This window comes from Nocardiopsis suaedae (assembly GCF_027706745.1).
GTDB lineage: Bacteria > Actinomycetota > Actinomycetes > Streptosporangiales > Streptosporangiaceae > Nocardiopsis_A > Nocardiopsis_A suaedae.
In genome coordinates this window covers 34,397-56,207 of sequence record NZ_JAQFWP010000004.1, presented here as the reverse complement: position 1 = coordinate 56,207, position 21,811 = coordinate 34,397, and the positions used below count along the sequence as shown (strand labels likewise).

Genomic DNA, 21,811 nt, shown 5'->3' with positions numbered 1-21,811 from the left:
CGACGGCGGACCGCGCCCTAGCGGTGCCGGGCGCCCTCGTGCTCGGCGTGCCCGGCGGGTTCGAGCTGGAGCGTGGAGTGCTCCACGTCGAAGTGGCCGTCCAGGCAGGCGTGCAGCTCGTCCAGCATGCGCCCGGCGTCGGCCAGGTGGTCGTCGGCGACCACGACGTGGGCCGAGAGCACCGGCACGCCCGAGGTGATGGTCCAGGCGTGCAGGTCGTGCACGTCGATCACGCCGGGCTGGCGCAGCATGTGCGTGCGGACCTCCTCCAGGTCCACGCCGCGGGGCACCGCCTCCAGCAGCACGTGCACCGACTCGCGCAGCAGCGACCAGGCGCGCGGCACGATGACGGCGGCGATGATGAGGGAGACGGCGGTGTCCACCGCCGACCAGCCGGTGACCCAGATGACCACGCCGCCGACGATGACGCCGACCGAGGCCATGGCGTCGCCCATGACCTCCAGGTAGGCGCCGCGCACGTTCAGGCTCTCCTGCTGCCCCGAGCGCAGCACCAGCAGCGCGACGATGTTCATCACCAGCCCGAACGCGGCCACGGCGACCACCCCGGGCCCGGCGACGTCGCGCGGCTCGGAGACGCGCTCGATGGCCTCGTAGACGATGAAGGCGCACAGCACGAAGAGCAGTACCGCGTTGATCGCGGCGGCCAGCACCTCGGCCCGCTGCAGCCCGAAGGTGCGGCGGGCGTCCGGCGGCCGTGCGGCGATCCACACCGCGAACAGCGCCAGCATCACCCCGGCCGAGTCGGTGACGGTGTGCCCGGCGTCGGCGAGCAGCGCCAGGCTGCCCGACAGCGCGGAGCCGACCACCTGGACGACCGCGACGGTGAGCATCAGCCCCAGGACCAGGGCGAGGCGGCCGCGGTGGGCGCCCCCGGCGGTGGCGTGCCCGTGGCCGTGTCCGTGGCCGACTCCCATGGCGCCTCCTGACGGTGCGGGCGGCGGTGCGCCGCCGTACAGTTCAGCCGTCACTGTTTATACAGTGTCGGCTGTCTATACAGCAAATACTGTAAAATGGTTTTCATGTTGACCTCCGAGCAGCGCCTCTCCGCGATCCACCGCCTCGGCCGCGCCCTGGCCGACCCGACGCGCTGCCGCCTGCTGCTCGCCCTGCTGGAGGGGCCCAGCCACCCCGCCGGGCTCGCCGACACGCTGGGTCTTACCCGGCAGAACGTCTCGAACCACCTCGCCTGCCTGCGGGAATGCGGCCTGGTGCAGGGCCGCCAGCAGGGCCGCCAGGTCTTCTACGAGCTGGTCGACGCCTCCCTCGTGCACGCCCTGGAGGACCTGCTGGACGTGGTCTGGGGCGTGGCCGAAGAGCACACCCCGCCGGGGGAGAGCACCCCCGTGCCCGCGGGCTGACCCTCCGCCCCTCCGCCCGCGTCCCCGGCCCGTCCGAGCGGAGTTCCCCGGAGGCCGCATCCGGACCGCCCGTGTCCGGCCCTGGACACGGGCCGGTAACGCCGTCCCTGACACGGGGCTGACACGCCCCTGAGAGACCCCTGAATCCGGCCCGCCCCGGCCCATCCTGCCCCGAGACGCGAAGTATCGTGTGTTTCGCGTGCCCGGCACACCCTGCGGCCCCGTTCCCGCCCGCGGGTGAGACCCAACCGCCCGGCGCGGCACCGCGCACAGGCGCGCGGTCCGGCGCGGCGGCGACCGCACGATCAGAACTTCCGTCGAGGAGCACCGACTCTCATGTCCTCATTTGCCGAGAACGCCCTTGGCGACCCCGCGACCGGCCGCCCGTCCTCGGGCGCGCCCCTGAGCGGAGGCGCGCGATGAACCGACTGGTCACGACGTCCCTGGGCAACCGGGCGCTGATCCTGCTGGTGACGCTGTCGGCCGTGGTCTTCGGCGTGCTCGCCGCCGGCTCGGCCAAGCGCGAGCTGATGCCCTCCATGGACCTGCCCATGGTGATGGTCGGCGCCCAGTACCAGGGCGCCTCGCCCGAGGTGGTGGAGAACGAGGTCACGCTGCCGCTGGAGCAGGCGGTCAAGGGCGTGTCCGGCGTCTCCTCCTACAACTCCACCTCCTCCAACGGAAGCGCGCAGGTGGTCGCCGAGTTCGACTACGGCGACAGCACCGATGACGTGGTGCGCGACGTCCAGCGCGCCGTCGACCAGGTCGAGGGGCAGCTGCCCGACGACGTGGAGCCCAGCGTGCAGTCCTTCGGCCTGGACGACATGCCCGTGGTCATGCTCGCGGTCGGCGCGGGCGACGACGACGCCCAGGCGCTGGCCGAGCCGCTCCAGGAGACCGTCGTCCCCGACATCGAGTCCATCGACGGCGTGCGCGGCGCGATGGTGACCGGCGTCAAGGAGTCCTCGGTGGCGGTCACCCCGGACGAGGACGAGCTGGAGGACGCCGGGCTCAGCGAGGCCGACGTCACCGCCGCCCTGCAGTCCAGCGGCGTGCTCTCGCCCGGCGGCGACATCACCGAGGACGACCGCACCCTGACCGTCACCACCGGGTCGCGCCTGGAGTCCCTGGAGGACATCGAGGACGTCCAGGTGGTGCCCGGAGCCGGAGGCGGCGGGGCCGCCGCGGGCCAGGCGGGCGCCGCCGGCGCCGCGGGAGCGGGCGGGGCCGCCGGGGCCCAGCAGGCCGCGCCCGAGCCGGTGCGCCTGGGCGAGGTCGCCGACGTGGAGATGGAGACCGAGGACAACGGCTCCATCACCCGCACCGACGGCAAGCCCAGCCTGGGCCTGATGGTGCTGAAGACCCCCGAGGGCAACACCGTCGAGATCTCCGAGGCGGTCCAGGACCGCATGGACGGCATCGAGCAGGCCCTGGGCGGCGACGCCGAGGTCAGCGTCGTCTTCGACCAGGCGCCCTACATCGACGAGTCCATCGTGGCGATGTTCGAGGAGGGCGTGCTCGGCCTGGCCTTCGCGATCGCCATCATCCTGGCGTTCCTGCTGTCGGTGCGCTCGACGCTGGTGGCGGCGGTGTCCATCCCGGTCTCGCTGCTGGTGTCGATGATCGGCATGGAGATCTTCGGCTACAGCCTGAACATCCTCACCCTGGGCGCCATCACCGTCTCCATCGGCCGCGTGGTCGACGACTCCATCGTGGTGCTGGAGAACATCCGCCGCCACCTGGGCTACGGCAAGGAGAAGATGGAGGCGGTCGCCACCGGCACCCGCGAGGTCGCCACCGCGATCACCTCCTCCACCCTGACCACCATCGCCGTGTTCCTGCCGATCGGCTTCGTCGGCGGCATGGTCGGCGAGCTGTTCCGGCCCTTCGCGGTCACCGTCAGCATCGCGCTGGCCGCCTCCCTGCTGGTGGCGCTGACCATCATCCCGGTGCTGGCCTACTGGTTCATGCGGCCGCGCCCGGTCCCGCCGGAGGAGGCCGAGCGGATCATGGCCGAGGAGCGCGCCAAGGAGCTGCGCTCCCCGCTGCAGCGCGCCTACCTGCCGGTCATCCGGTGGACCACCCGCCACCGGGTGCTCTCCCTGACCGCCTGCGTCGCGCTGCTGATCGGCACCTTCGCGCTGGCCTTCAGCCCCGCCCTGAAGACCAACTTCCTGGGCGACGAGGGGCAGAACACCTACCAGGCCACGCAGGAGCTGCCGCCCGGCACCTCGGTCGCCGAGGCCGACGCCGAGGCCCAGAAGGTCGAAAAGGAGCTGGAGGGGCTCGCCTGGGTCGACTCCTACCAGGCCTCCGTCGGCGGCGGCGGGGATCCGATGGCCGCCATGGCGGGCGGCGGCGGTGCCGGGTCCACCAGCTTCACCATCACCACCGACCCCGAGGGCGACCAGGCGGCCTACAAGGAGAAGCTGCGCCAGGCCTTCGCCGACGCCGACACCGAGCACGAGGTCGTCCTGGCCGACTCCGGCGGGATGGGCTCGGCGCTGGAGGTCGAGGTCACCGCGGACGACCCGGAGACGCTGACGGAGGCGGCCGACGAGGTCGAGGAGGCGGTGCGCGGCATCGACGGCGCCGCCGACGTGGAGAACAGCATCTCCGCGGCGCTGCCCATGCTCGAGGTGAGCGTCGACCGGGAGGAGGCGGCCGAGGAGGGGCTGAGCGAGGCCCAGGTCGGCCAGGCCGTCTCCCAGGCCTTCCGGGGCGAGACCGTCGGCAGCGCCACCATCGACGAGCGCCGCCACGACGTGGTCGTGCACGTCCGGGCCGCCCCCGAGTCGGTGGCGGACCTGGAGGAGCTGGAGCTGGCCGCGCCCGCCGGGGGCACGGTCGAGCTCAAGGACGTCGCCGACGTCGAGGAGGTCGTGCAGGCGCCCGAGCTCAACCGCGCCGACGGCGTCACCAGCGCCACGGTGTCGGCCTCGCCGACCGCCGACGACCTGGGGCGGGTCAGCACCGAGCTGGCGCAGGCGCTGGACGGGCTGGACCTGCCCGAGGGCGCCTCGGCCGAGATCGGCGGCGTCAGCTCCGACCAGACCGAGGCCTTCGCCCAGCTCGGCATCGCCATGCTGGCCGCGGTGGTGATCGTCTACCTGATCATGGTCGCCACCTTCAAGAGCCTCATGCAGCCCTTCATCCTGCTGGTGTCGATCCCCTTCGCCGCCACCGGGTCGCTGGGCCTGCTGATGCTCACCGGCCAGCCGCTGGGGCTGCCCGCCATGATCGGCCTGCTGATGCTGATCGGCGTCGTGGTCACCAACGCCATCGTGCTCATCGACCTGATCAACCAGTACCGGGCCCAGGGCATGGAGCTGCGCGAGGCGGTCGTGGAGGGCTCCCGGCACCGGCTGCGCCCGATCCTGATGACGGCGCTGGCCACCATGGGGGCGCTCACCCCGATGGCGCTGGGCATCACCGGCGGCGGGGCGTTCATCTCCCAGCCGCTGGCGCTGGTGGTCATCGGCGGCCTGTTCACCTCGACGCTGCTCACCCTGGTGCTCGTGCCGGTGCTGTACACCATGGCCGAGGGCCGCAAGGAGCGCCGCGCCAGGCGCCGGGCCGCCAAGCGCGAGGCCGCGCTGGACCAGGTCCGCGCCGAGCGGGAGCGTGAGCGCGCCGGGGCCGCCGCGGCCGCGGGCGAGGGCCCAGAGGCCGACTGACCCGGTCCGGCCCGGCCGGACCGGAATCCCCGCGGGCGGGGAGCCGGATTCCGGTGCGGGGGCGGCGGGCGGAGTACTCCGCCCCCGCGCGTCTGTGCGCTGGGGCGCCGCCCCCGGACGCCCCCGACCTGGCCCGCCGCCCCCGCGGCGGTGCCGACCGACACCGCCGCGCCGTTGTGCGATCCGCTGTTATTGCAGGCAAGCTGCCCCTTATGGATAGCAGGGACAGGGACCTCGACGACCTCGTCCGCCAGGAGCTGGGGGAGGAACCGTCACAGGAGGCCAAGGACTACGCCCGCGAACTCTACGAGAAGTACCGCGCCAAGGTGTTCGGCGCCGACGCGGGCGAGCAGGACGCGCAGACCGACGGGACCGAAGGGAGCGAGTAGTGCTCGGGCCCGGGCCCAGCCACAACCGACCACAGCGACACACCGAGGGACGGGGTCTCCCCCGCGGGGGAGGCCCTTCGTCGTGTCCGGGGGTGCGGCGCCCTCAGGCGGTGCGGCGGGCGGCCTCGGGGCCGGCGCCGAGCGCGGGGCCGGGCGCCTCCCCGGCGTCCCCCGGGTCCTCTTCGGCGAGGGGGGCCTCGGTGTCCTCCCCGGTCGCCTCGCCGAGCGGTTCGGAGTCCGGGGCGGTCTCGTCGGCCACCTCCCAGACCAGCTCGTACCAGACGGTCCGGCCCAGCCCGCCGGAGCGGTGCTCGGTCCCCCACTTGGCGGCCAGCGCGTCCACCAGGTCCAGGCCCCGCCCGTGCTCGGCGGTGTCGTAGGGGTCGCGGTGCTGGGCCTGCGGGTGCTCGGGGCTGCCCAGGTCGCGCACCTCCACCCGGGTCCACCCCGGGGCGGTGCGCACGGTGACCTCGAACTTGCCGCCGGAGGTGCCCGAGGCGCTGTGGGTGATGGCGTTGGTGGCCAGCTCGCTGGTGAGCAGGGTCGCGGTGGCGGCCTCGGGGCTGTGCGCCAGCGCCCGTTCCACGAAGCGGCGCGCGTGCTTGATCTGGTGGGCCAGGCCCGGGAACCGGCGGCGGGCCGGAGGCCCCGGGGCGTCGGGCTCTGCGGGGTGCTCTGTCATGGTCATCGCCGGACGATCGATGGACGGATGGATCGTGCCCGGGCGCGGGGCGCGTCCGAGCGGGTCCTCGCCGGGCGGCGTCCGATGCCCGCGCGGGTCACGGCGCTGGAGGAATCGGCCGAGGACCGCTCGTCTGGGGGACGGTGTGGACGTGTCGGGCGGACGGCACCGGAAGGGGAGCGCCGACCGCGGTCAGGGGAGACGAATCCAACGGACAGGATACGCCCGCTGACGTCCGGTGAGTCGCACGGGGGGTGGTGCGGGGCACAGAACCCCTGTGCGGCAAGGGATGCGGCACACCAGTGGACTCGGGGCGACCTCAGGGCAGAGGCCGGACGACGAGCCGGTGAAGGGGTCTCCACTCCGAGAGGTGTTTCGGCTACGGTGCGTCTCAGATGTGGGCCCGGACACATGGGGAGGGCAATGCGTGCCGGCGTGTTGGCGGTGCATTCACCGCGTCTTCACCGCCGCGAGCGGCGCCTTCGCCAGTGTCGGTACGGTCCGGGCGCCGCCGGCCACGGCTCGCACGGCCGACGGGGCCCGCACGCATCACCCCGTTGACCTCCAGGAGGAGTTCCGTGCCCGATTCCGCGCCCCGACGCTCGCTGCCGATCATCGGCCAGGCGGGCGGCGGGAGATCCAGGGCCACCTGCCGCCTCCGGTGCGGTGACGCCTGCTTCCACGAGGCCCCCAACACCAGCGCCAACCCCTATTTCGGCGACATCTTCAGCGCCATGGTCTCGCGCCGCAACGCCCTGCGCGCCGGGGCCGTGGGCGCCGGGGCGACCGCCGGATTCGCCGCCCTCGGCGGGCTGGCCGCGCCGGCCTCGGCCAAGCCGGGCAAGGGCTGGGGCAACCCGCGCCTGCGGTTCGAGGGCCTGCCCCCGGGCCACTCGGACGCCGTCGAGGTGCCCGAGGGCTACGAGCAGGAGGTCGTCATCAGCTGGGGCGACCCCGTGCTGCCGGACGCGCCCGAGTTCGACTTCGACAACCAGACCCCCGAGGCCCAGGCCAAACAGTTCGGCTACAACTGCGACTACGTCGGGTTCCTCCCGCTCGACCGCGGCCACGGCCACGGGTACGGCCACGGCAAGGGGAGGGGCCGCGGGCACCGGCCGAAGCGCGCGCTGCTGTACGTCAACCACGAGTACACCAACGAGAACCTGATGTTCCGCGGGTACTCCGACGACACCGCCACCGAAGAGCAGATGCGCACCGCCATCGAGGCGCACGGCGGCTCGGTCGTGGAGATCGAGCGGGTGGGCCGCTCCGGGCGGTGGAAGGTCGCCGGAGGCGAGCGGCGGTTCAACCGGCGCATCACCGGGACCACGCCCTTCGAGCTGACCGGCCCGGCCGCCGGCGACGAGCTGCTGCGCACCGAGGCCGACCCCTCGGGCACCGAGGTGCTCGGCATGCTGAACAACTGCTCGGGCGGCACGACCCCGTGGGGCACCTTCCTCTCCGGCGAGGAGAACTTCAACCAGTACTTCGTCAACGCCGACAGCGCCCCCGAAGACGTCCGGGAGAAGCTGGCCCGCTACGGGATGCGCGGCGGTGAGGAGGGGCGCCGCTGGAACCGCGTCGACGAGCGGTTCGACCTGTCCAAGAACCCCAACGAGGCCAACCGCTTCGGCTGGGTCGTCGAGATCGACCCGACCGACCCCGACGCCAAGCCGCGCAAGCGCACCATGCTGGGCCGCTTCAAGCACGAGGCCGCCAACCCGCGCATCACCGAGGACGGGCGCGTGGCGGTCTACATGGGCGACGACGAGCGCTTCGACTACATGTACAAGTTCGTCAGCACCAAGCGGGTCCGGTGGGGGTCGGCCCGGCACAACGCCACCCTGCTCGACTCCGGGACGCTCTACGTCGCCAAGCTGAGCGGGAACAGCCCGGCCGAGGAGTTCGACGGCTCCGGCGAGCTGCCCTCCGACGGCGCCTTCGACGGCGTCGGGGAGTGGATGGCCCTGTGCACCGACACCGAGAGCTTCGTCGAGGGCATGAGCGTGGCCGAGGTGCTGGTCTACACCCGCATCGCCGCGGACAAGGCGGGCGCCACCAAGATGGACCGCCCTGAGGACTTCGAGCCCAACCCGGTCACCGGCAAGGTCTACTGCGCGCTGACCAACAACAGCGCGCGCGAGCCCGGCCAGGCGGACGAGCCCAACCCGCGCGGGCCCAACAAGCACGGCCACATCCTGGAGATCACCGAGGCCGGGAACGACTCCGGGGCCACCGAGTTCACCTGGGACGTGCCCATCGTCTGCGGCGACCCCGACGACGAGAGCACCTACTTCGCCGGGTTCGACAAGTCGAAGGTGGCGTCGATCTCGTCGCCGGACAACCTCACCTTCGACGAGCACGGCAACCTGTGGATCTCCACCGACGGCCAGGGCAAGCTGGAGATCAACGACGCCCTGCACGCGGTCCCGATGCACGGCAAGTACAAGGGCGAGCTGAAGACCTTCGCCACCGTGCCCGTCGGCGCCGAGTGCTGCGGCCCGCTCATCACCGAGGACCAGAAGACGGTGTTCATCGCGCCGCAGCACCCCGGTGACGGCGGCACCGCCGAGGACCCGCAGAGCACCTGGCCCTACGGGGACTTCCCGCGCCCCTCGGTGGTGTCCATCTGGCACTCCAGGGGCAAGGACATCGGCAGCTGAGCCGGTAGCCGGACCCATGGCCGGGGCGGCCCCCGGGGGCCCCCCCCGGCCGGCCCTGTGCGGTGGGCCCCCGGACCTCAGGGGCCCACTCTCCGCCCATCGGTGCACGTCCCACTGTTCCGAGATGGAATGATGGGACCCATGGTGCGAGAAGCAGACATTCCGCGGTTGGACGTGCCGAGCGCGGGGGTCCACCGCGCCGACCCCGAGCGCTACGACGGGCGCATGCCCTACCGGCGCACCGGGCGCAGCGGCCTCGACCTCCCCGCCGTCTCGCTGGGGCTGTGGCACAACTTCGGCGACGACCGGGCCCTGGCCGACCAGCGGGCGGTGCTGCGCCGGGCCTTCGACCTCGGCGTCACCCACTTCGACCTGGCCAACAACTACGGCCCGCCGCCCGGTTCGGCCGAGCTGAACTTCGGCCGCGTCCTGCGCGAGGACTTCCGCGCCTACCGGGACGAGCTGGTCGTCTCCACCAAGGCGGGGTACGAGATGTGGCCCGGCCCCTACGGCAGCGGCGGGGGTTCGCGCAAGTACCTGCTGGCCAGCCTGGACCAGTCGCTGGCCCGGATGGGCCTGGACCACGTCGACATCTTCTACAGTCACCGGTTCGACCCCGACACCCCGCTGGAAGAGACGATGGGCGCCCTGGACACCGCCGTGCGCTCGGGCAAGGCGCTCTACGCGGGGATCTCCTCCTACTCCCCGGAGCGCACGGCCGAGGCGGCCGCGATCATGCGGCGGCTGGGCACCCCGCTGCTCATCCACCAGCCCTCCTACTCGATGGTGAACCGGTGGATCGAGGAGACCGGGCTGCTGGACACCCTGGAGGCCGAGGGCATGGGCTGCATCGCCTTCTCCCCGCTGGCCCAGGGCATGCTCACCGGCAAGTACCTGGACGGCGTCCCCGAGGACTCGCGGGCGGCGTCCGGCAAGAAGTCCTTCCGCCCCGAGTGGCTCAACGACGACAGTCTGGCCACGGTCCGCGCCCTCAACGGCATCGCCGCCGACCGCGGGCAGACGCTGGCCCAGCTCGCCCTGCAGTGGGCGATGCGGGACTCCCGCGTCACCTCGGTGCTGATCGGCGCGAGCAGCGTCGGACAGCTGGAGGACAGCCTGGAGGCGGTGCGCGGCCCCGAGCTGACCGCCGACGAGCTGGCGGCGATCGATGCCCACGCCAAGGAGCTGGGCGTCAACATCTGGAAGCGCTCCAGCGACGGCTGACCCCCCGCGTTGATCTCGGGAAAAACGACCCTACAAGTGCGGTTTTAGCGTCCATTCTCCCGAGATCAACGACATGGGGGCGGGACGGGGAGAGGGAACGGGCGGAGGGGGCCGATGGGCGGCACGACGATCGCGGTGCGCGGTGCGCGGCCGGGGGACGCGGAGGCGATGGCCGAGGTGTTCCGCGAGGCGGGCGCGGCCGGCTGGCGCCACTTCCTGCCGGAGGAGGAACTGCGGGCCGAGCCGCTGCGGCCGGGCGTCTACGCCGCGGGGATCGGCGCTCCGGAGACGCGGGTGTTCGTCGCCGAGGCCGCGAGCGCTGAGGCCGCGAGCACCGGTGCAGCGAGCGCTGATGGCGGGGGCGCGGACGGTCCGCCCTCGGGGCGCATCGCCGGGTTCGCCCTGTGGCGGCCGCCCGTCGACCCGGCGGCCCCGTGCGACGAGGCCGAGCTGCACCTGTTCTATGCGCACCCCGACCACTGGGGCGACGGAACCGCGCGGCTCCTGATGGACGCGGTGCTGGCGTCGATGCGCTCCGAAGGGCGGCGCAGGGCCACCCTGTGGACGGCCGAGCTCAACCACCGCCCGCGCGCCTTCTACCAGCGGGAGGGGTGGGAGCCCGACGGGGGCCGCCGCTCCAAGACACGGAACGGGGTCACCTTCACCGAGCTGCGCTACGCCCTCGACCTGTGACGGCGGCCCTTCGGCGATGATCTCGACGAAGGTGCTGCCATTCCAGCGAATTTGGCAGCACCTTCGTCGAGATCATCGCGGGTGCGGACGCGCGCGGGGGCGGGCGCCGTGCGCCCGCCCCCAGGGCGGTCCCGTCCGGGGTGTCCCCGGGGAGGTGCGTGGACCGGCCGGAAGGGAGGCGACCGGTCAGCCGTGCACGTCCTCCCTTTCGCCCGAGCCGCCCTTGAGCAGGCTCATCATGCGGTCGGCGCCCTCCGGCTTTCGGGTCACGGCGCTGACGGCCACCACCGCGGCGGTGGAGGCGATGGCGCCGGGGACCAGCTCGTAGAGGACGTCGGAGAGGGTGTAGTACCAGACCACGGTGACCACGGCCCCGGTGATGATGCCCGCGGCGGCTCCGGCGGCGGTGGTGCCGCGCCAGAACAGGGCCAGCAGCAGGGGCGGCCCGAAGGCCGCGCCGAGCCCGGCCCAGGCGAACAGCACCAGCCAGAACACCAGGTCCTCCATGCCGGGGACGTACAGCAGCCCCACCGCCAGCAGGCACATGACCATCACCACCATGCGGCTGACCGTCACCAGGTGGCGCGGGTTCAGGTCCGCGGCGTCCTTCTTGACGAGCCGCTGGTAGATGTCGCGGACCACGCCCGAGGTGGCGACGAGCAGCTGGGAGTCGGCCGAGGACATGATCGCCGCGAACACCGCGGCGATGAGCAGCCCGGCGACGATCCCCGGCAGATAGGCGTTGGCCAGGAAGGGGAAGAGCTGTTCGCTGTCGGCGCCGGGCAGGGCGTCGACGTCGCCGTAGACCGCGCGGCCGGACAGCCCGATGAACACCGCGCCCCAGCCCATGAGCACGTTCCAGACCGTGCCCCACAGGGCGGCCGGACGCAGGCTGCGCGGGTCGTCGATGGACATGTAGCGCACGACGATGTGCGGCTGGCCGGGCGAGCCCAGGCCGATGCCCACGGCGGCGATGATCCCGCCGAAGCCGATGGCGTAGGGGTCGAGCAGCGCGGGGTCCAGGGCGCGCAGGGTGTCGAACATCGGCCCCCACCCCAGCGACGCCACGACCACGACCGGAAGCACCACCAGGCCGACGATCATGAAGATGGCCTGCACGGCGTCGCTGAGCGCCACCGCCACGTACCCGCCGAGCAGGGTGTAGACCAGGACGACCCCGGCGGTGATCCACACGCCGGTGGTGTCGGCGACCCCGAAGGTCCCGGCGAAGGCCTTGCCCCCGGCGGCGAACTGGGAGGAGACGTAGGCGGTCATGAACAGCACGATGACCGTCACGATGAGCACCCGCAGGCCCGGGCCGCCGCCGAGGCGGCTGGCGAAGAAGTCGGGCAGGGTGATGTCCTTCATCCGGCCGGTGAACCGGCGCAGCCGCGGCGCGGCGAACAGGAACAGGAACAGTTCCACCGTGGTGTAGCCGACCACCGACCACACGGCGGCGGCGCCGTCGACGAAGGCCAGGCCGGTCACACCGAGCACCAGCCATCCGCTTCGGCCCGAGGTCACCGCGCTCATCGCCACGACGAAGTGCTTCATCGCGCGGCCGCCGAGGAAGAAGTCGGTCATCGAGCCGGACCGGGAGCCCGCCGCGTACACGGCGATGCCGACCAGGAGCAGGAGGTAGAGCGCGAACGAGGCGATGACCGCCCCGTCCGCGTCCACGGAGACGGCGGTATCGCTCACCGGGCCACCCCCTTGTCCTTCGTGGCCGTGGCCGCGTAGCCGAGGACGGCGGCGACCAGCACCAGGAGCGGTAACACGAAGAGGGCGAAGTTCATGGGGGGTCCTCCGGTTCTGTGGGGAAGGCGGCCTTCGCGGGCGGGGAGGCCGCTCCGACCGTCACGCAAGGTAGTGGTCCGGACTCCGAAACACGACCGCGTCGAAGTGGGACGTCTGGAGCCAAGAGTGATCCGGTGTGACATACGCGGCACCCGATTCGGAAGATCGCCAGGGGTGGTGACCGCCGCGTGATCGAAGGGTCGTCGATTCGTGACCCATACTCGGCGGTCGGTCGACGCGGGCACGCGGGGGAATGCGGTAAAGGGATCCCTTCGTGGTGTCGTCCGACCACTCGCGGGGGACGGTGGGGGTGCGGGGCCGCGGGTATTGACACCCCGGGGCCCCGGTGGTCCACTGACGGCGTACCGCCTGCCAACCAAGCACTCGCTCGGCGCGACGATTCCACCCCCCTCACGGAAGGCCGAACGCCACGATGCCGAACACCGCGACGACGGCGCGCGCCGCCGCGATCATGGAGCAGCCCGGGTCCTGGCGGATCGTCGACGTCGAACCCGGCGAGCCCCGCGCCGGCGAGGTCCTGGTGCGCTTCAGGGCCGCGGGGCTGTGCCACTCCGACGCCCACGCCGCCTCCGGGGCGATGCCCGTCTCGCGGCTGCCGCTGATCGGCGGGCACGAGGGCGCCGGCGTGGTGGAGGAGGTCGGCCCCGGCGTGGACCGGCTGGCCCCGGGCGACCGGGTGGCCGCCCAGTTCGTGCCGACCTGCGGTCGGTGCCCCAACTGCCGCCGCGGCCGGATGAACATGTGCGACCTGGCGGTCTTCGGCCTGGCGGGCTCCATGCCCGACGGCACCTACCGGGCCCGGGTCGGCGGGCGGGAGGCCGGGCAGATGACGATGCTCGGCACCTTCGCCGAGCGGGCCGTGGTGCCGCAGTACTCGCTGGTCCCCATCCCCGGCGACGTCTCCTTCGAGGCGGCCGCGCTGGTGAGCTGCGGCGTGCTCACGGGGTGGGGCTCGGCGGTCAACGCCGCGGGGGTGGAGGCCGGGGACACGGTCATCGTCATGGGGACCGGCGGCGTGGGCATGAACGCCCTGCAGGGGGCGGCCGCGCGCGGCGCGGCGCACGTGATCGCCGTCGACCCGGTCCCGTTCAAGCAGGAGGCGGCGCGCGGGTTCGGCGCCACGGCCGCCTTCGGCACCATGGCCGAGGCCGCCGACCACGCGCGGCTGGCCACCGGAGGGCAGGGGGCCGATTCGGCCATCGTGTGCGTGGGGAACCTGGAGCCCGGCCACGTGGCCGAGGCGGTCGCCGCGATCGGGCGCGGTTCGACGGTCGTCGTCACCGGGATCGGCGACGCCTCCGAGGTGGGGCTGCCGATCAGCCTCTGGGAGCTGGCGATGACCGAGAAGCGCATCCAGGGGACCCTGTACGGGACCCACACCCCGGGCGACGGCATCCCGCGCCTGCTGGAGATGTACAAGGCGGGGCGGCTGAAGCTCGACGAGCTGATCACGCGCCGGTACAAGCTCGACGAGATCGGCGCCGCCTACGAGGACCTGCACGCGGGCCGGATCATCCGCGGAGTGGTCCTGCACGGGGACGAAGACGGGGCGGGCTAGGGGCCGGGCGGGGCCGGCGCCTTCACGGGGACGGCGGGCGGAATGCCCCGGGCCGCAGGTAAGTGCGCGCTAACAACGGCGTGAAACGGTCATGGGAACGGCCGATATCGGAGCGCCGGATCGGGCCGCGACCGCTTCTGGGGAAGAGGTCGCGGTCCGCCGTACCGGGGTGTCGGCCTCTGTTCCGACGTGCGGCGGGATGATCATGAAGGGGGAGGTCGCCGCCCGCGATTCGGCTCATGGCGGCGCAATTTCGGACACGCGCCCGTGCGCAGGGACGGCGCGAGACGGAAGGGCGTTCGGGGCACCGGGAAATTGGACGGTCTGCCCCTCGTTGTGCTTTCTTGATGTCACGGTGACCGGTCGGTGTCCAGTGACCCAGCACACTCGTTGAAATTCCGGGCACGGACCGTGAATCGGAAGAAAAGCACGTTTCGGTGGTCGTCGGGAGCGAACCTCGCCGGTGGCGCACGGGATCCCCACCCCCCTTGATCGCCCGCGGTCGCGGGGGAGCTCCCCGCGGCTCCGGCCCCCGCGCGTCCGGCGGCCTCCGACGCACCGGTGCGGTCGGCGCGTGTCCGCACCGCACCGCGCAGGGTAGGAGGCCCCCTTTGTGGTTGTTCCTGGTCAGACGACTAGTGAACTATCTGGTCCTGATCGTCGTGGCCACGACCTGTGCCTACCTGCTGGCGGCCTCCGCGCTCAGTCCCCGCGTCAACTACGAGAACCAGAGCCCGCGCCCCAGCGAAGAGGCGGTCGACGCGCGCCTGGACGAGCTCAATCTCAACGACAAGACGCCGTTGGCCGAGCGGTGGGTGGTCTGGGCCGGAGACGTCGTCACCGGTGATTTCGGAAAGACCGTCACCGGCGGCTCGGTCAACGAGGAGATGGAGATCCGCATCCTGGTCTCCCTGCGCCTGATCATCGCCGGGACCGTCCTGGGCGCCACCGCCGGCGTGGGGGTCGGCGCATATGCGGCGGTCAAGCAGTACGGGGTGTTCGACCAATTGTCGACCGGCGCGGCGTTCACCGTCCTCGCCGTTCCCGCCGTGGTCGTGGCCATCTCCCTGCAGGTGCTCGCGATCTGGCTGAACGGCGTCGCCGGAGAGACGCTCCTGGTGTTCAACGGGGAGGCCACCCCCAGCCTGGACGCCGGATTCTTCGGAACCCTCTGGGACCGGGCCAAACACATGTTCCTGCCGACGGTGGCGCTGGCGCTCGGGCAGTTCGCCGTGTTCAGCCGCTACCAGCGCAACATGATGCTCGACGTCCTGGGATCGGACTTCGTGCGCACCGCCCGCGCCAAGGGGCTGACGCGGCGCGCGGCCCTGCTCAAGCACGCCCTGCGCACCGCGCTGATCCCCACGGTCACCTACTTCACCTTCACCTTCGGTGTGATGATGGCCGGCACCACCTTCACCGAGAAGGTCTACAACTGGAAGGGCATGGGGTCCTGGCTGATCGACTCGATCGCCACCAACGACGTGCACGCGGTCGCCGCGGTCTCCTGCTTCATGGCGGTGTGCGTGATGGCGGCCGCCTTCCTGTCGGACCTGCTCTACGCCTGGCTCGACCCGAGGGTGAGGGTGGGCTGATGGCCCGGAAGGAAAGCGCACCGACCCGGCGCACCGCGCCCCCGACCCCCGCCCAGGAGACCATCCGATGAGCCTGTCCGCAGAGCTTGCGCCGGACGCGGAGGGAGAGGCGCCGGCCCGCACCCCGGGCCGCTGGTCCTCCGTGCTGCGCCAGATGCTTCAGACGCGCCGCGTCGTGTTCGGTGTCGCGACCATCGTGCTGATGGTCGTCATGGCCTGGGTGGGACCGCTGCTGAGCCCCTGGGACTTCGGCGAGCGCGACTACGCCGCCTTCCTGCAGCCGCCCTCGCCCGACCACTGGTGGGGCACCGACTCCACCGGGCGCGACGTCTTCGTCAGCACCATGGTCGGCCTGCAGAAGTCGGTCATCATCGGCCTGCTGGTGGCGGTGCTGTCCACCGCGGTGGCCGCCGTCGTCGGCGCCTTCGCCGGGTACTTCCTCGGCGTCACCGACCGGGTCCTGATGTGGATCACCGACCTGCTGCTGGTGCTCCCCAGCTTCCTGATCCTGGCGATCCTCTACCCGGTCCTGCGCGACCAGGGCTGGCTCGTGTTCGTCGGGCTGCTGGCGGCGTTCCTGTGGATGGTCACCGCCAAGATGGTGCGCGGCATGACCATCTCCCTCAAGGAGCGCGAGTACGTGCTGGCCGCCCGGTACATGGGCGTGCCCGCCTGGAAGATCATCTTCCGGCACATCATCCCGAACATGTCCTCGCTGCTGATCGTGGACGCCACGATCAACGTCAGCTCGGCCATCATCGTCGAGACCAGCCTCTCCTACTTCGGGTTCGGGGTGCAGCCGCCCGACGTCTCGCTCGGCTCCCTCATCTCCGACGGGGCGAGCCAGGCCGTCACCCATCCGTGGACCTTCGTGTTCAGCACGGGCCTTCTCGTGCTGCTGGTCCTGGCCGTCAACCTGATCGGGGACGGGCTGCGCGACGCCCTCGACCCGCAGTCGAAGCGCCGGGCCTAGGGGGAGAGGGAAGAGATGACCGAGACCATCACCGCGAACGGCACCGGCGACCCGGGGTCGGCCGAGACCGGCGCGCCTGTCCTGGAGATCGAGGACCTGCACGTCACCTTCCCCGGACGGGGCAGGGAGCCCGACGTCAGGGCGGTGCGCGGCGTCGGCTACAGCGTGCGGCGCGGCGAGATCCTGGGGATCGTCGGCGAGTCCGGGTCGGGCAAGTCGGTGTCCTCCATGGCCGCCATGGGGCTGCTCCCCGACAACGCGCGCGTCACCGGCTCCATCCGGCTCCACGGCGAGGAGCTGCTCGGCCTGGACGACAAGGCCATGTCCACAAAGCGCGGCGACCGGATCGCCATGGTGTTCCAGGACCCCCTGTCCGGGCTCACCCCCGTGTACACCGTCGGCGACCAGATCATCGAGGCCGTCCGGGTCCACAACCCCAAGATGAGCAAGGAGCGGGCCGCCGAGCGCGCGGTGGAACTGCTCGGCATCGTGGGCATCCCCAATCCGGCCCAGCGCGCGAAGGCGTTCCCGCACGAGTTCTCCGGCGGCATGCGCCAGCGCGTCATGATCGCCATCGCGATCGCCAACGACCCCGACGTCATCATCTGCGACGAGCCCACCACCGCGCTCGACGTCACCATCCAGGCCCAGATCCTGGAGGTGCTCAAGGCCGCGCAGCGCGAGACCGGCGCCGCCATCGTGATGATCACCCACGACCTGGGCGTGGTCGCCGGGCTCGTGGACCGCATGCTGGTCATGTACGCCGGGCGCCCGGTCGAGGTCGGCGCCGTCGACGACGTCTACTACCGCACCCGCATGCCCTACACCATGGGGCTGCTCGGGTCCGTGCCCCGGCTGGACACCGAGGAGCACGCGCCGCTGGTGCCCATCGAGGGCAACCCGCCCTCGCTGAGCTCCCTGCCGCCCGGGTGCCCCTTCGCCCCCCGCTGCCCGATCGCCACCGACGAGTGCCGCGCCGAGGAGCCGGAGCTGCTGGAGGTCGGCGGCGACGGGCACACCGCCGCGTGCATCCGCGCCCCCGAGATCGAGCGCGAGGGGTGGACCGCCGCCGACGTCTACCCGGTTCCCGAGTTCGGCGAGGCGTCCGCGTCCCGCACCCGCCGCGCCGACCGGGAGACCGTGCTGCAGGTCGACGGGCTGGTCAAACACCACCCGCTGATGAAGGGCGCGGTGTTCAAGCGCCGGGTGGGCACCGTCTACGCCGTCGACGGGGTCAGCTTCGACATCGCCGAGGGCGAGACGCTGGGCCTGGTCGGCGAGTCCGGCTGCGGCAAGTCCAGCACCCTCATGGAGATCCTCAGCCTGGAGCGCCCGCAGGGCGGGACGGTCGACCTGCTGGGGCGGCGCTCGGGCACGATGGGCGCGCGCGAGCGCTTCGCCGTCCGCCGCGACGTGCAGGTCGTCTTCCAGGACCCGATGAGCTCCCTGGACCCGCGCATGCTCGTCTTCGACATCGTGGCCGAGCCGCTGCTCACGCACGGGTACTCCAAGGACCGGCTGCGCGCGCGGGTGAACGAGCTGCTCGACCTCGTCGGGCTGGACCCGGCGCACGCCGGGCGCTACCCCCAGGAGTTCTCCGGCGGGCAGCGCCAGCGCATCGGCATCGCCCGTGCCCTCGCGCTGGAGCCGCGCCTGCTGGTGCTGGACGAGCCCGTCTCGGCGCTCGACGTGTCCATCCAGGCGGGCGTCATCAACCTGCTCGAAGAGCTGAAGGTGCGGTTGGGCCTGTCCTACCTGTTCGTGGCGCACGACCTGTCGGTGGTGCGGCACATCGCCGACCGGGTCGCCGTGATGTACCTGGGGCGGATCGTGGAGATCGGCGAGGTCGGGCGGATCTTCGGCGATCCGGCCCACCCCTACACGCAGGCGCTGCTGTCCGCGATCCCGGTGCCGGACCCGGAGAAGGAGCGCGCCCGCTCGCACATCGTGCTGGAAGGCGACCTGCCGAGCCCGGCCGATCCGCCCTCGGGCTGCCGGTTCCGGCCCCGCTGCCCCAAGTTCGCCGGGCTCTCCGAGGCCGAGCGCGTGCCGTGCCTCGAGGTCTCCCCCGACCTGGAGTCCACCGGCGAGGACGACCACGCCGCCGCCTGCCACTACGCGCAAGGGCGCGCCGTCGTCTGACCCCCGGGATCCCCCGCTCCGGCCGCGGCCGGCAAATCAAGGAGGAATGAGCAGTTATGCGTACGAGACGGACAGTGGCCTACGCCGCTCCGGTCCTGGCGCTGGCGCTGGCCGCCACCGCGTGCGGCGGCGGCGGAGGCGACGACGGCGGTGGCGGAGAGGCCCCGTCGCTTGACGACATCGCGGCCTCCGACCTCAACCCGCAGCCGCGTGAGGAGCTCCAAGAGGGCGGCATCTTCATCTACGGCAGCTCCCAGCCGGTGCCCCAGCTGATGACCCACCACACCGACGGCAACCTGGGCGCCGGTGTGGAGATCATGAAGGCGGTCATGCCGAGCGCCTTCCGCTACACCGACGAGGGCGAGGCCGAGCCCAACCCCGCCTACGTCGAATCGTTCGAGCAGAACGACGAGGGCACGGAGATGACCTTCGTGCTCAACAAGGACGCCGAGTGGTCCAATGGCGAGCCGATCACCTGGGAGGACTACGAGCAGCAGTGGAAGACGCTGTCCGGGCAAGAGGACGGCGACTTCGGCGCACCGGGCGAGGTGTACGCCTACCAGAGCGTCGAGGACATCGAAGAGGGCGGGGACGAGTACGAGTTCACCGTCACCTTCTCCGAGCCTTTCGCTGAATACGGGATGCTCTTCGAGAACCTCTACCCGAAGGAGGTGATGGAGGACGCCGACAGGTTCAACAAGGACTACATGGACGACATCCCCATCACCGCCGGGCCCTTCGACTTCAAGGAGCTCGACAAGAGCTCCGACACCGTCATCCTTGAGCGCAACGAGGATTTCTGGGGCGAGAAGGCGCTGCTGGACGAGATCCACTTCCAGCCGGGCGACCCCGAGGGGCAGGCGCAGGCGTTCGCCAACGGTGAGATCGACGGCTTCTACGTCGGCTACACCGCCTCGACCTATGAGACGGCCAGCAGCCGCGAGGACGGCCACGTCACCCAGGCCATCGACAACGGCTACCGGTACATCGAGATGAACGCCGACAGCCCGGTGCTGTCCGACGTGGACGTGCGCCACGCGGTCATGCTCGGCATCGACCGGAGCGCGCTGGCGCAGCTCTCCCTCGAGGGCATCAACTGGCCCAGCGACCCCACCGCCAACCGGCTGCTGCGCTCTTCCGACCCCGCATTCCAGGACAACTCCGGCGACCTGGGCGAGCAGGACCCGGACCGGGCCCGCGAGCTCCTGGACGGGGCGGGCTGGACCCTCGACGGCGAAGACGCCAAGGTGCGCACCAACGAGGACGGCGAAGAGCTGGAGATGCGCTACTTCTGCCCGGCCGGGTTGAAGGTCTGCGAGTCCGAGGCCGAGGTCACCAAGGAGATGCTGGGCGAGATCGGCATCAAGGTCACCACCGACTCGATCCCCACCGAGGCGTTCTTCAACGACCACATCTACACCGGCGACTTCGAGCTGGCGTCCTTCGTCCAGGTCGGCACCACCCCCTACGTCGGGGAGAGCTTCGAGAACCACACCGGCCCGTTCGGCGACGACGGCGAGGACTGGGGCAACAACAACGCCCGCACCTCGACCGACGAGATCAACGAGAAGTTCGACGAGCTCCGCCAGACGGTCGACCCCGAGGAGTACGGCAAGCTCGCCAACGAGATCGACGCACTGCTGTGGGAGAACGGCCAGGGCATCCCGTTCTTCCAGCGCACCGGTACCTACGCGATGGCCGATGGTCTGGCCAACGTCGGAGGCCCCGGCCTGCAGTCCAACTGGCACTACGAGGACATCGGCTGGACCGAGCTGCCCGAGCGGTAGTCCCCGGGCCGGGCGCCCGGCGCCCGGCCTGAGGGGGCCCTCCCGATAGAGCGGTGCGGCCCCGCCCCGGAACCGTCCCGGGGCGGGGCCGCACTCGTTTCACGAGCACGACCTCTTCAGGCGCGCGCGCCCCTCCGTCGTACTTCCCGAGATCAACGAGGATCCCGTTAGGCCCCCTCGCGGAGGATCTGCTCCAGCTCGGCCTCGTCGATGATGGTGATGGCCTGGCCCTTGGCGCGGTACTCCTCGGCCTTGCGGCGCTTGCTCGTGGCCTGCCCGTGGTCGCCCACCACCAGCACGGTGACCTTCTTGGTGACGTTCTTGGCGATGGCGCCGCCGACGGCGGCGATCTCGGCCCACAGCTCGATCTTGTCGCGCCGGGTGTCGCTCAGGCAGACCACCGCGCCGTACAGCGGGCCGTCGGGGTCGGCGTCCAGGTCGGGCTCGGGCGGTTCGGCCTTGCTGTGCTCGCTCCAGCGCGCGAAGCGGCCGTCGGGGCGCTGGGGCCGGTCGCGCCTGCGGCACCAGAGCGGACGCTGCCCCGGGGAGGTGCGGCCCAGCAGGACGTTCTCGGCCGTGTACAGCTCGCCGAGGGTGCGGGCGCCGCGCTCGCGCATCAGCGCCAGCACGATCTCCGCGCTGCCCTCGGCGTCGGAGAGCGGGTTGTGGTGGTCGAGCGGGAAGCCGACCCTCTCGCACAGCGTGGGCAGCTTGTGGTTGCGACTGGTCGGCCACACCGCGTCGGAGAGCACGTAGGAGCAGCAGAAGTGCAGCTCCGGCACGTCGGTGGAGGTGTAGGCGCAGGCGCGGTCGATGACGTCCATCTCCATGCGCGCCCAGTGCGCCACCACGGGGTCCTCCCCGGCGAAGGCCGTGATGCGCTTGAGCGCCTCGGGCCACTCGGGGGCGTCGCGCACGTCCTCGGCGGTGACGCCGCCGTTGTAGGGCGCCAGCGCGGGGTCGAACCAGTCGGCGGGTGCGGGCGGCCGGACGTACTCCAGGTGGCGCTCGGCGACGCGGCCGCCGCGGACGCGGACCATGCCGACGCGGCACACGCTGCCGTTGTCCTCGTTGGCCGTCTCGAAGTCGAGCGCGACCCAGGTATCGGCGGGGTCGACGCCGGGGGACCCGCCCTCCGCGGGCCCGAGCCCTTCCAGGGGGAGCGGTTCGGGGATCCCGTCAACCATCTGCGCACCTCCACTGCCGCACACCTCCGAAGCCGCGCGGCCCT

At 71.8% G+C, this 21,811-nt stretch carries 14 protein-coding genes and 1 pseudogene; 11 read left to right on the top strand and 4 right to left on the bottom strand.

Going from position 1 to position 21,811, the window contains the following annotated elements:
* Positions 1-17: 17 nt before the first annotated feature.
* Positions 18-935, bottom strand: a complete 918-nt coding sequence (locus O4U47_RS03510) for a cation diffusion facilitator family transporter (protein ID WP_270676058.1) — start codon at positions 933-935, stop codon at positions 18-20.
* A 96-nt stretch (positions 936-1,031) separates the two neighbouring features.
* On the opposite strand from O4U47_RS03510, the gene cmtR reads away from it, so the two are divergent.
* From cmtR to O4U47_RS03495, 3 genes are all read left to right on the top strand, one after another.
* Positions 1,032-1,379 (top strand): Cd(II)/Pb(II)-sensing metalloregulatory transcriptional regulator CmtR, encoded by a 348-nt coding sequence (gene cmtR / locus O4U47_RS03505; RefSeq protein WP_270676057.1) that lies wholly within the window; start codon positions 1,032-1,034, stop codon positions 1,377-1,379.
* A 419-nt stretch (positions 1,380-1,798) separates the two neighbouring features.
* Positions 1,799-5,056, top strand: coding sequence for an efflux RND transporter permease subunit (locus tag O4U47_RS03500; protein ID WP_270676056.1), 3,258 nt, complete (start codon positions 1,799-1,801; stop codon positions 5,054-5,056).
* A 212-nt stretch (positions 5,057-5,268) separates the two neighbouring features.
* The gene (locus O4U47_RS03495; RefSeq protein WP_270676055.1) at positions 5,269-5,445 is read left to right on the top strand and encodes a hypothetical protein; all 177 of its coding nucleotides are present in this window, start codon (positions 5,269-5,271) and stop codon (positions 5,443-5,445) included.
* Between the two features lie 202 nt (positions 5,446-5,647).
* Here O4U47_RS03495 and O4U47_RS03490 read toward each other — a convergent pair.
* A pseudogene (locus O4U47_RS03490) lies at positions 5,648-6,133 on the bottom strand (ATP-binding protein); the annotation flags it as partial.
* A gap of 572 nt (positions 6,134-6,705) precedes the next feature.
* Between O4U47_RS03490 and O4U47_RS03485 the strand changes: the two are divergent.
* From O4U47_RS03485 to O4U47_RS03475, 3 genes are all read left to right on the top strand, one after another.
* Positions 6,706-8,790, top strand: a complete 2,085-nt coding sequence (locus O4U47_RS03485) for a PhoX family protein (protein WP_270676054.1) — start codon at positions 6,706-6,708, stop codon at positions 8,788-8,790.
* 141 nt (positions 8,791-8,931) lie between these two features.
* Positions 8,932-10,014 carry an L-glyceraldehyde 3-phosphate reductase gene (gene mgrA, locus O4U47_RS03480; RefSeq protein WP_270676053.1) on the top strand — a complete coding sequence of 361 codons (1,083 nt, stop codon included), beginning with the start codon at positions 8,932-8,934 and terminating at the stop codon, positions 10,012-10,014.
* A 114-nt stretch (positions 10,015-10,128) separates the two neighbouring features.
* Positions 10,129-10,707, top strand: coding sequence for a GNAT family N-acetyltransferase (locus O4U47_RS03475; protein ID WP_270676052.1), 579 nt, complete (start codon positions 10,129-10,131; stop codon positions 10,705-10,707).
* A gap of 186 nt (positions 10,708-10,893) precedes the next feature.
* Here O4U47_RS03475 and O4U47_RS03470 read toward each other — a convergent pair whose 3' ends face one another.
* Entirely contained in the window at positions 10,894-12,408 is a 1,515-nt protein-coding gene (locus O4U47_RS03470; protein WP_270676051.1) for a sodium/proline symporter, read from the bottom strand.
* Positions 12,409-12,937: 529 nt separating this feature from the next.
* Between O4U47_RS03470 and O4U47_RS03465 the strand changes: the two genes are divergently transcribed.
* The 5 genes from O4U47_RS03465 (at position 12,938) to O4U47_RS03445 (ending at position 20,580) form a co-directional block, all read left to right on the top strand.
* The gene (locus tag O4U47_RS03465) at positions 12,938-14,083 is read left to right on the top strand and encodes an NDMA-dependent alcohol dehydrogenase (RefSeq protein ID WP_270676050.1); all 1,146 of its coding nucleotides are present in this window, start codon (positions 12,938-12,940) and stop codon (positions 14,081-14,083) included.
* Positions 14,084-14,694: 611 nt separating this feature from the next.
* Positions 14,695-15,678: an ABC transporter permease gene (locus O4U47_RS03460; RefSeq protein WP_270676049.1), complete on the top strand. Its 984-nt coding sequence runs from the start codon at positions 14,695-14,697 to the stop codon at positions 15,676-15,678.
* Positions 15,679-15,745: 67 nt separating this feature from the next.
* Positions 15,746-16,651: an ABC transporter permease gene (locus O4U47_RS03455; protein ID WP_270676048.1), complete on the top strand. Its 906-nt coding sequence runs from the start codon at positions 15,746-15,748 to the stop codon at positions 16,649-16,651.
* Between the two features lie 15 nt (positions 16,652-16,666).
* Positions 16,667-18,793: a dipeptide ABC transporter ATP-binding protein gene (locus O4U47_RS03450; RefSeq protein WP_270676047.1), complete on the top strand. Its 2,127-nt coding sequence runs from the start codon at positions 16,667-16,669 to the stop codon at positions 18,791-18,793.
* A 56-nt stretch (positions 18,794-18,849) separates the two neighbouring features.
* The gene (locus O4U47_RS03445) at positions 18,850-20,580 is read left to right on the top strand and encodes an ABC transporter family substrate-binding protein (RefSeq protein ID WP_270676046.1); all 1,731 of its coding nucleotides are present in this window, start codon (positions 18,850-18,852) and stop codon (positions 20,578-20,580) included.
* A gap of 167 nt (positions 20,581-20,747) precedes the next feature.
* Here O4U47_RS03445 and O4U47_RS03440 read toward each other — a convergent pair whose 3' ends face one another.
* Positions 20,748-21,767, bottom strand: a complete 1,020-nt coding sequence (locus O4U47_RS03440) for an exonuclease domain-containing protein (RefSeq protein WP_270676045.1) — start codon at positions 21,765-21,767, stop codon at positions 20,748-20,750.
* Between the last annotated feature and the right edge of the window lie 44 nt (positions 21,768-21,811).

Coding starts and splice junctions, on each gene's coding strand:
- O4U47_RS03510 (WP_270676058.1), bottom strand. CDS start 935: ATGGGAGTCGGCCACGGACACGGCCACGGGCACGCCACCGCCGGGGGC.
- cmtR (WP_270676057.1), top strand. CDS start 1,032: ATGGTTTTCATGTTGACCTCCGAGCAGCGCCTCTCCGCGATCCACCGC.
- O4U47_RS03500 (WP_270676056.1), top strand. CDS start 1,799: ATGAACCGACTGGTCACGACGTCCCTGGGCAACCGGGCGCTGATCCTG.
- O4U47_RS03495 (WP_270676055.1), top strand. CDS start 5,269: ATGGATAGCAGGGACAGGGACCTCGACGACCTCGTCCGCCAGGAGCTG.
- mgrA (WP_270676053.1), top strand. CDS start 8,932: ATGGTGCGAGAAGCAGACATTCCGCGGTTGGACGTGCCGAGCGCGGGG.
- O4U47_RS03475 (WP_270676052.1), top strand. CDS start 10,129: ATGGGCGGCACGACGATCGCGGTGCGCGGTGCGCGGCCGGGGGACGCG.
- O4U47_RS03465 (WP_270676050.1), top strand. CDS start 12,938: ATGCCGAACACCGCGACGACGGCGCGCGCCGCCGCGATCATGGAGCAG.
- O4U47_RS03455 (WP_270676048.1), top strand. CDS start 15,746: ATGAGCCTGTCCGCAGAGCTTGCGCCGGACGCGGAGGGAGAGGCGCCG.
- O4U47_RS03450 (WP_270676047.1), top strand. CDS start 16,667: ATGACCGAGACCATCACCGCGAACGGCACCGGCGACCCGGGGTCGGCC.
- O4U47_RS03445 (WP_270676046.1), top strand. CDS start 18,850: ATGCGTACGAGACGGACAGTGGCCTACGCCGCTCCGGTCCTGGCGCTG.
- O4U47_RS03440 (WP_270676045.1), bottom strand. CDS start 21,767: ATGGTTGACGGGATCCCCGAACCGCTCCCCCTGGAAGGGCTCGGGCCC.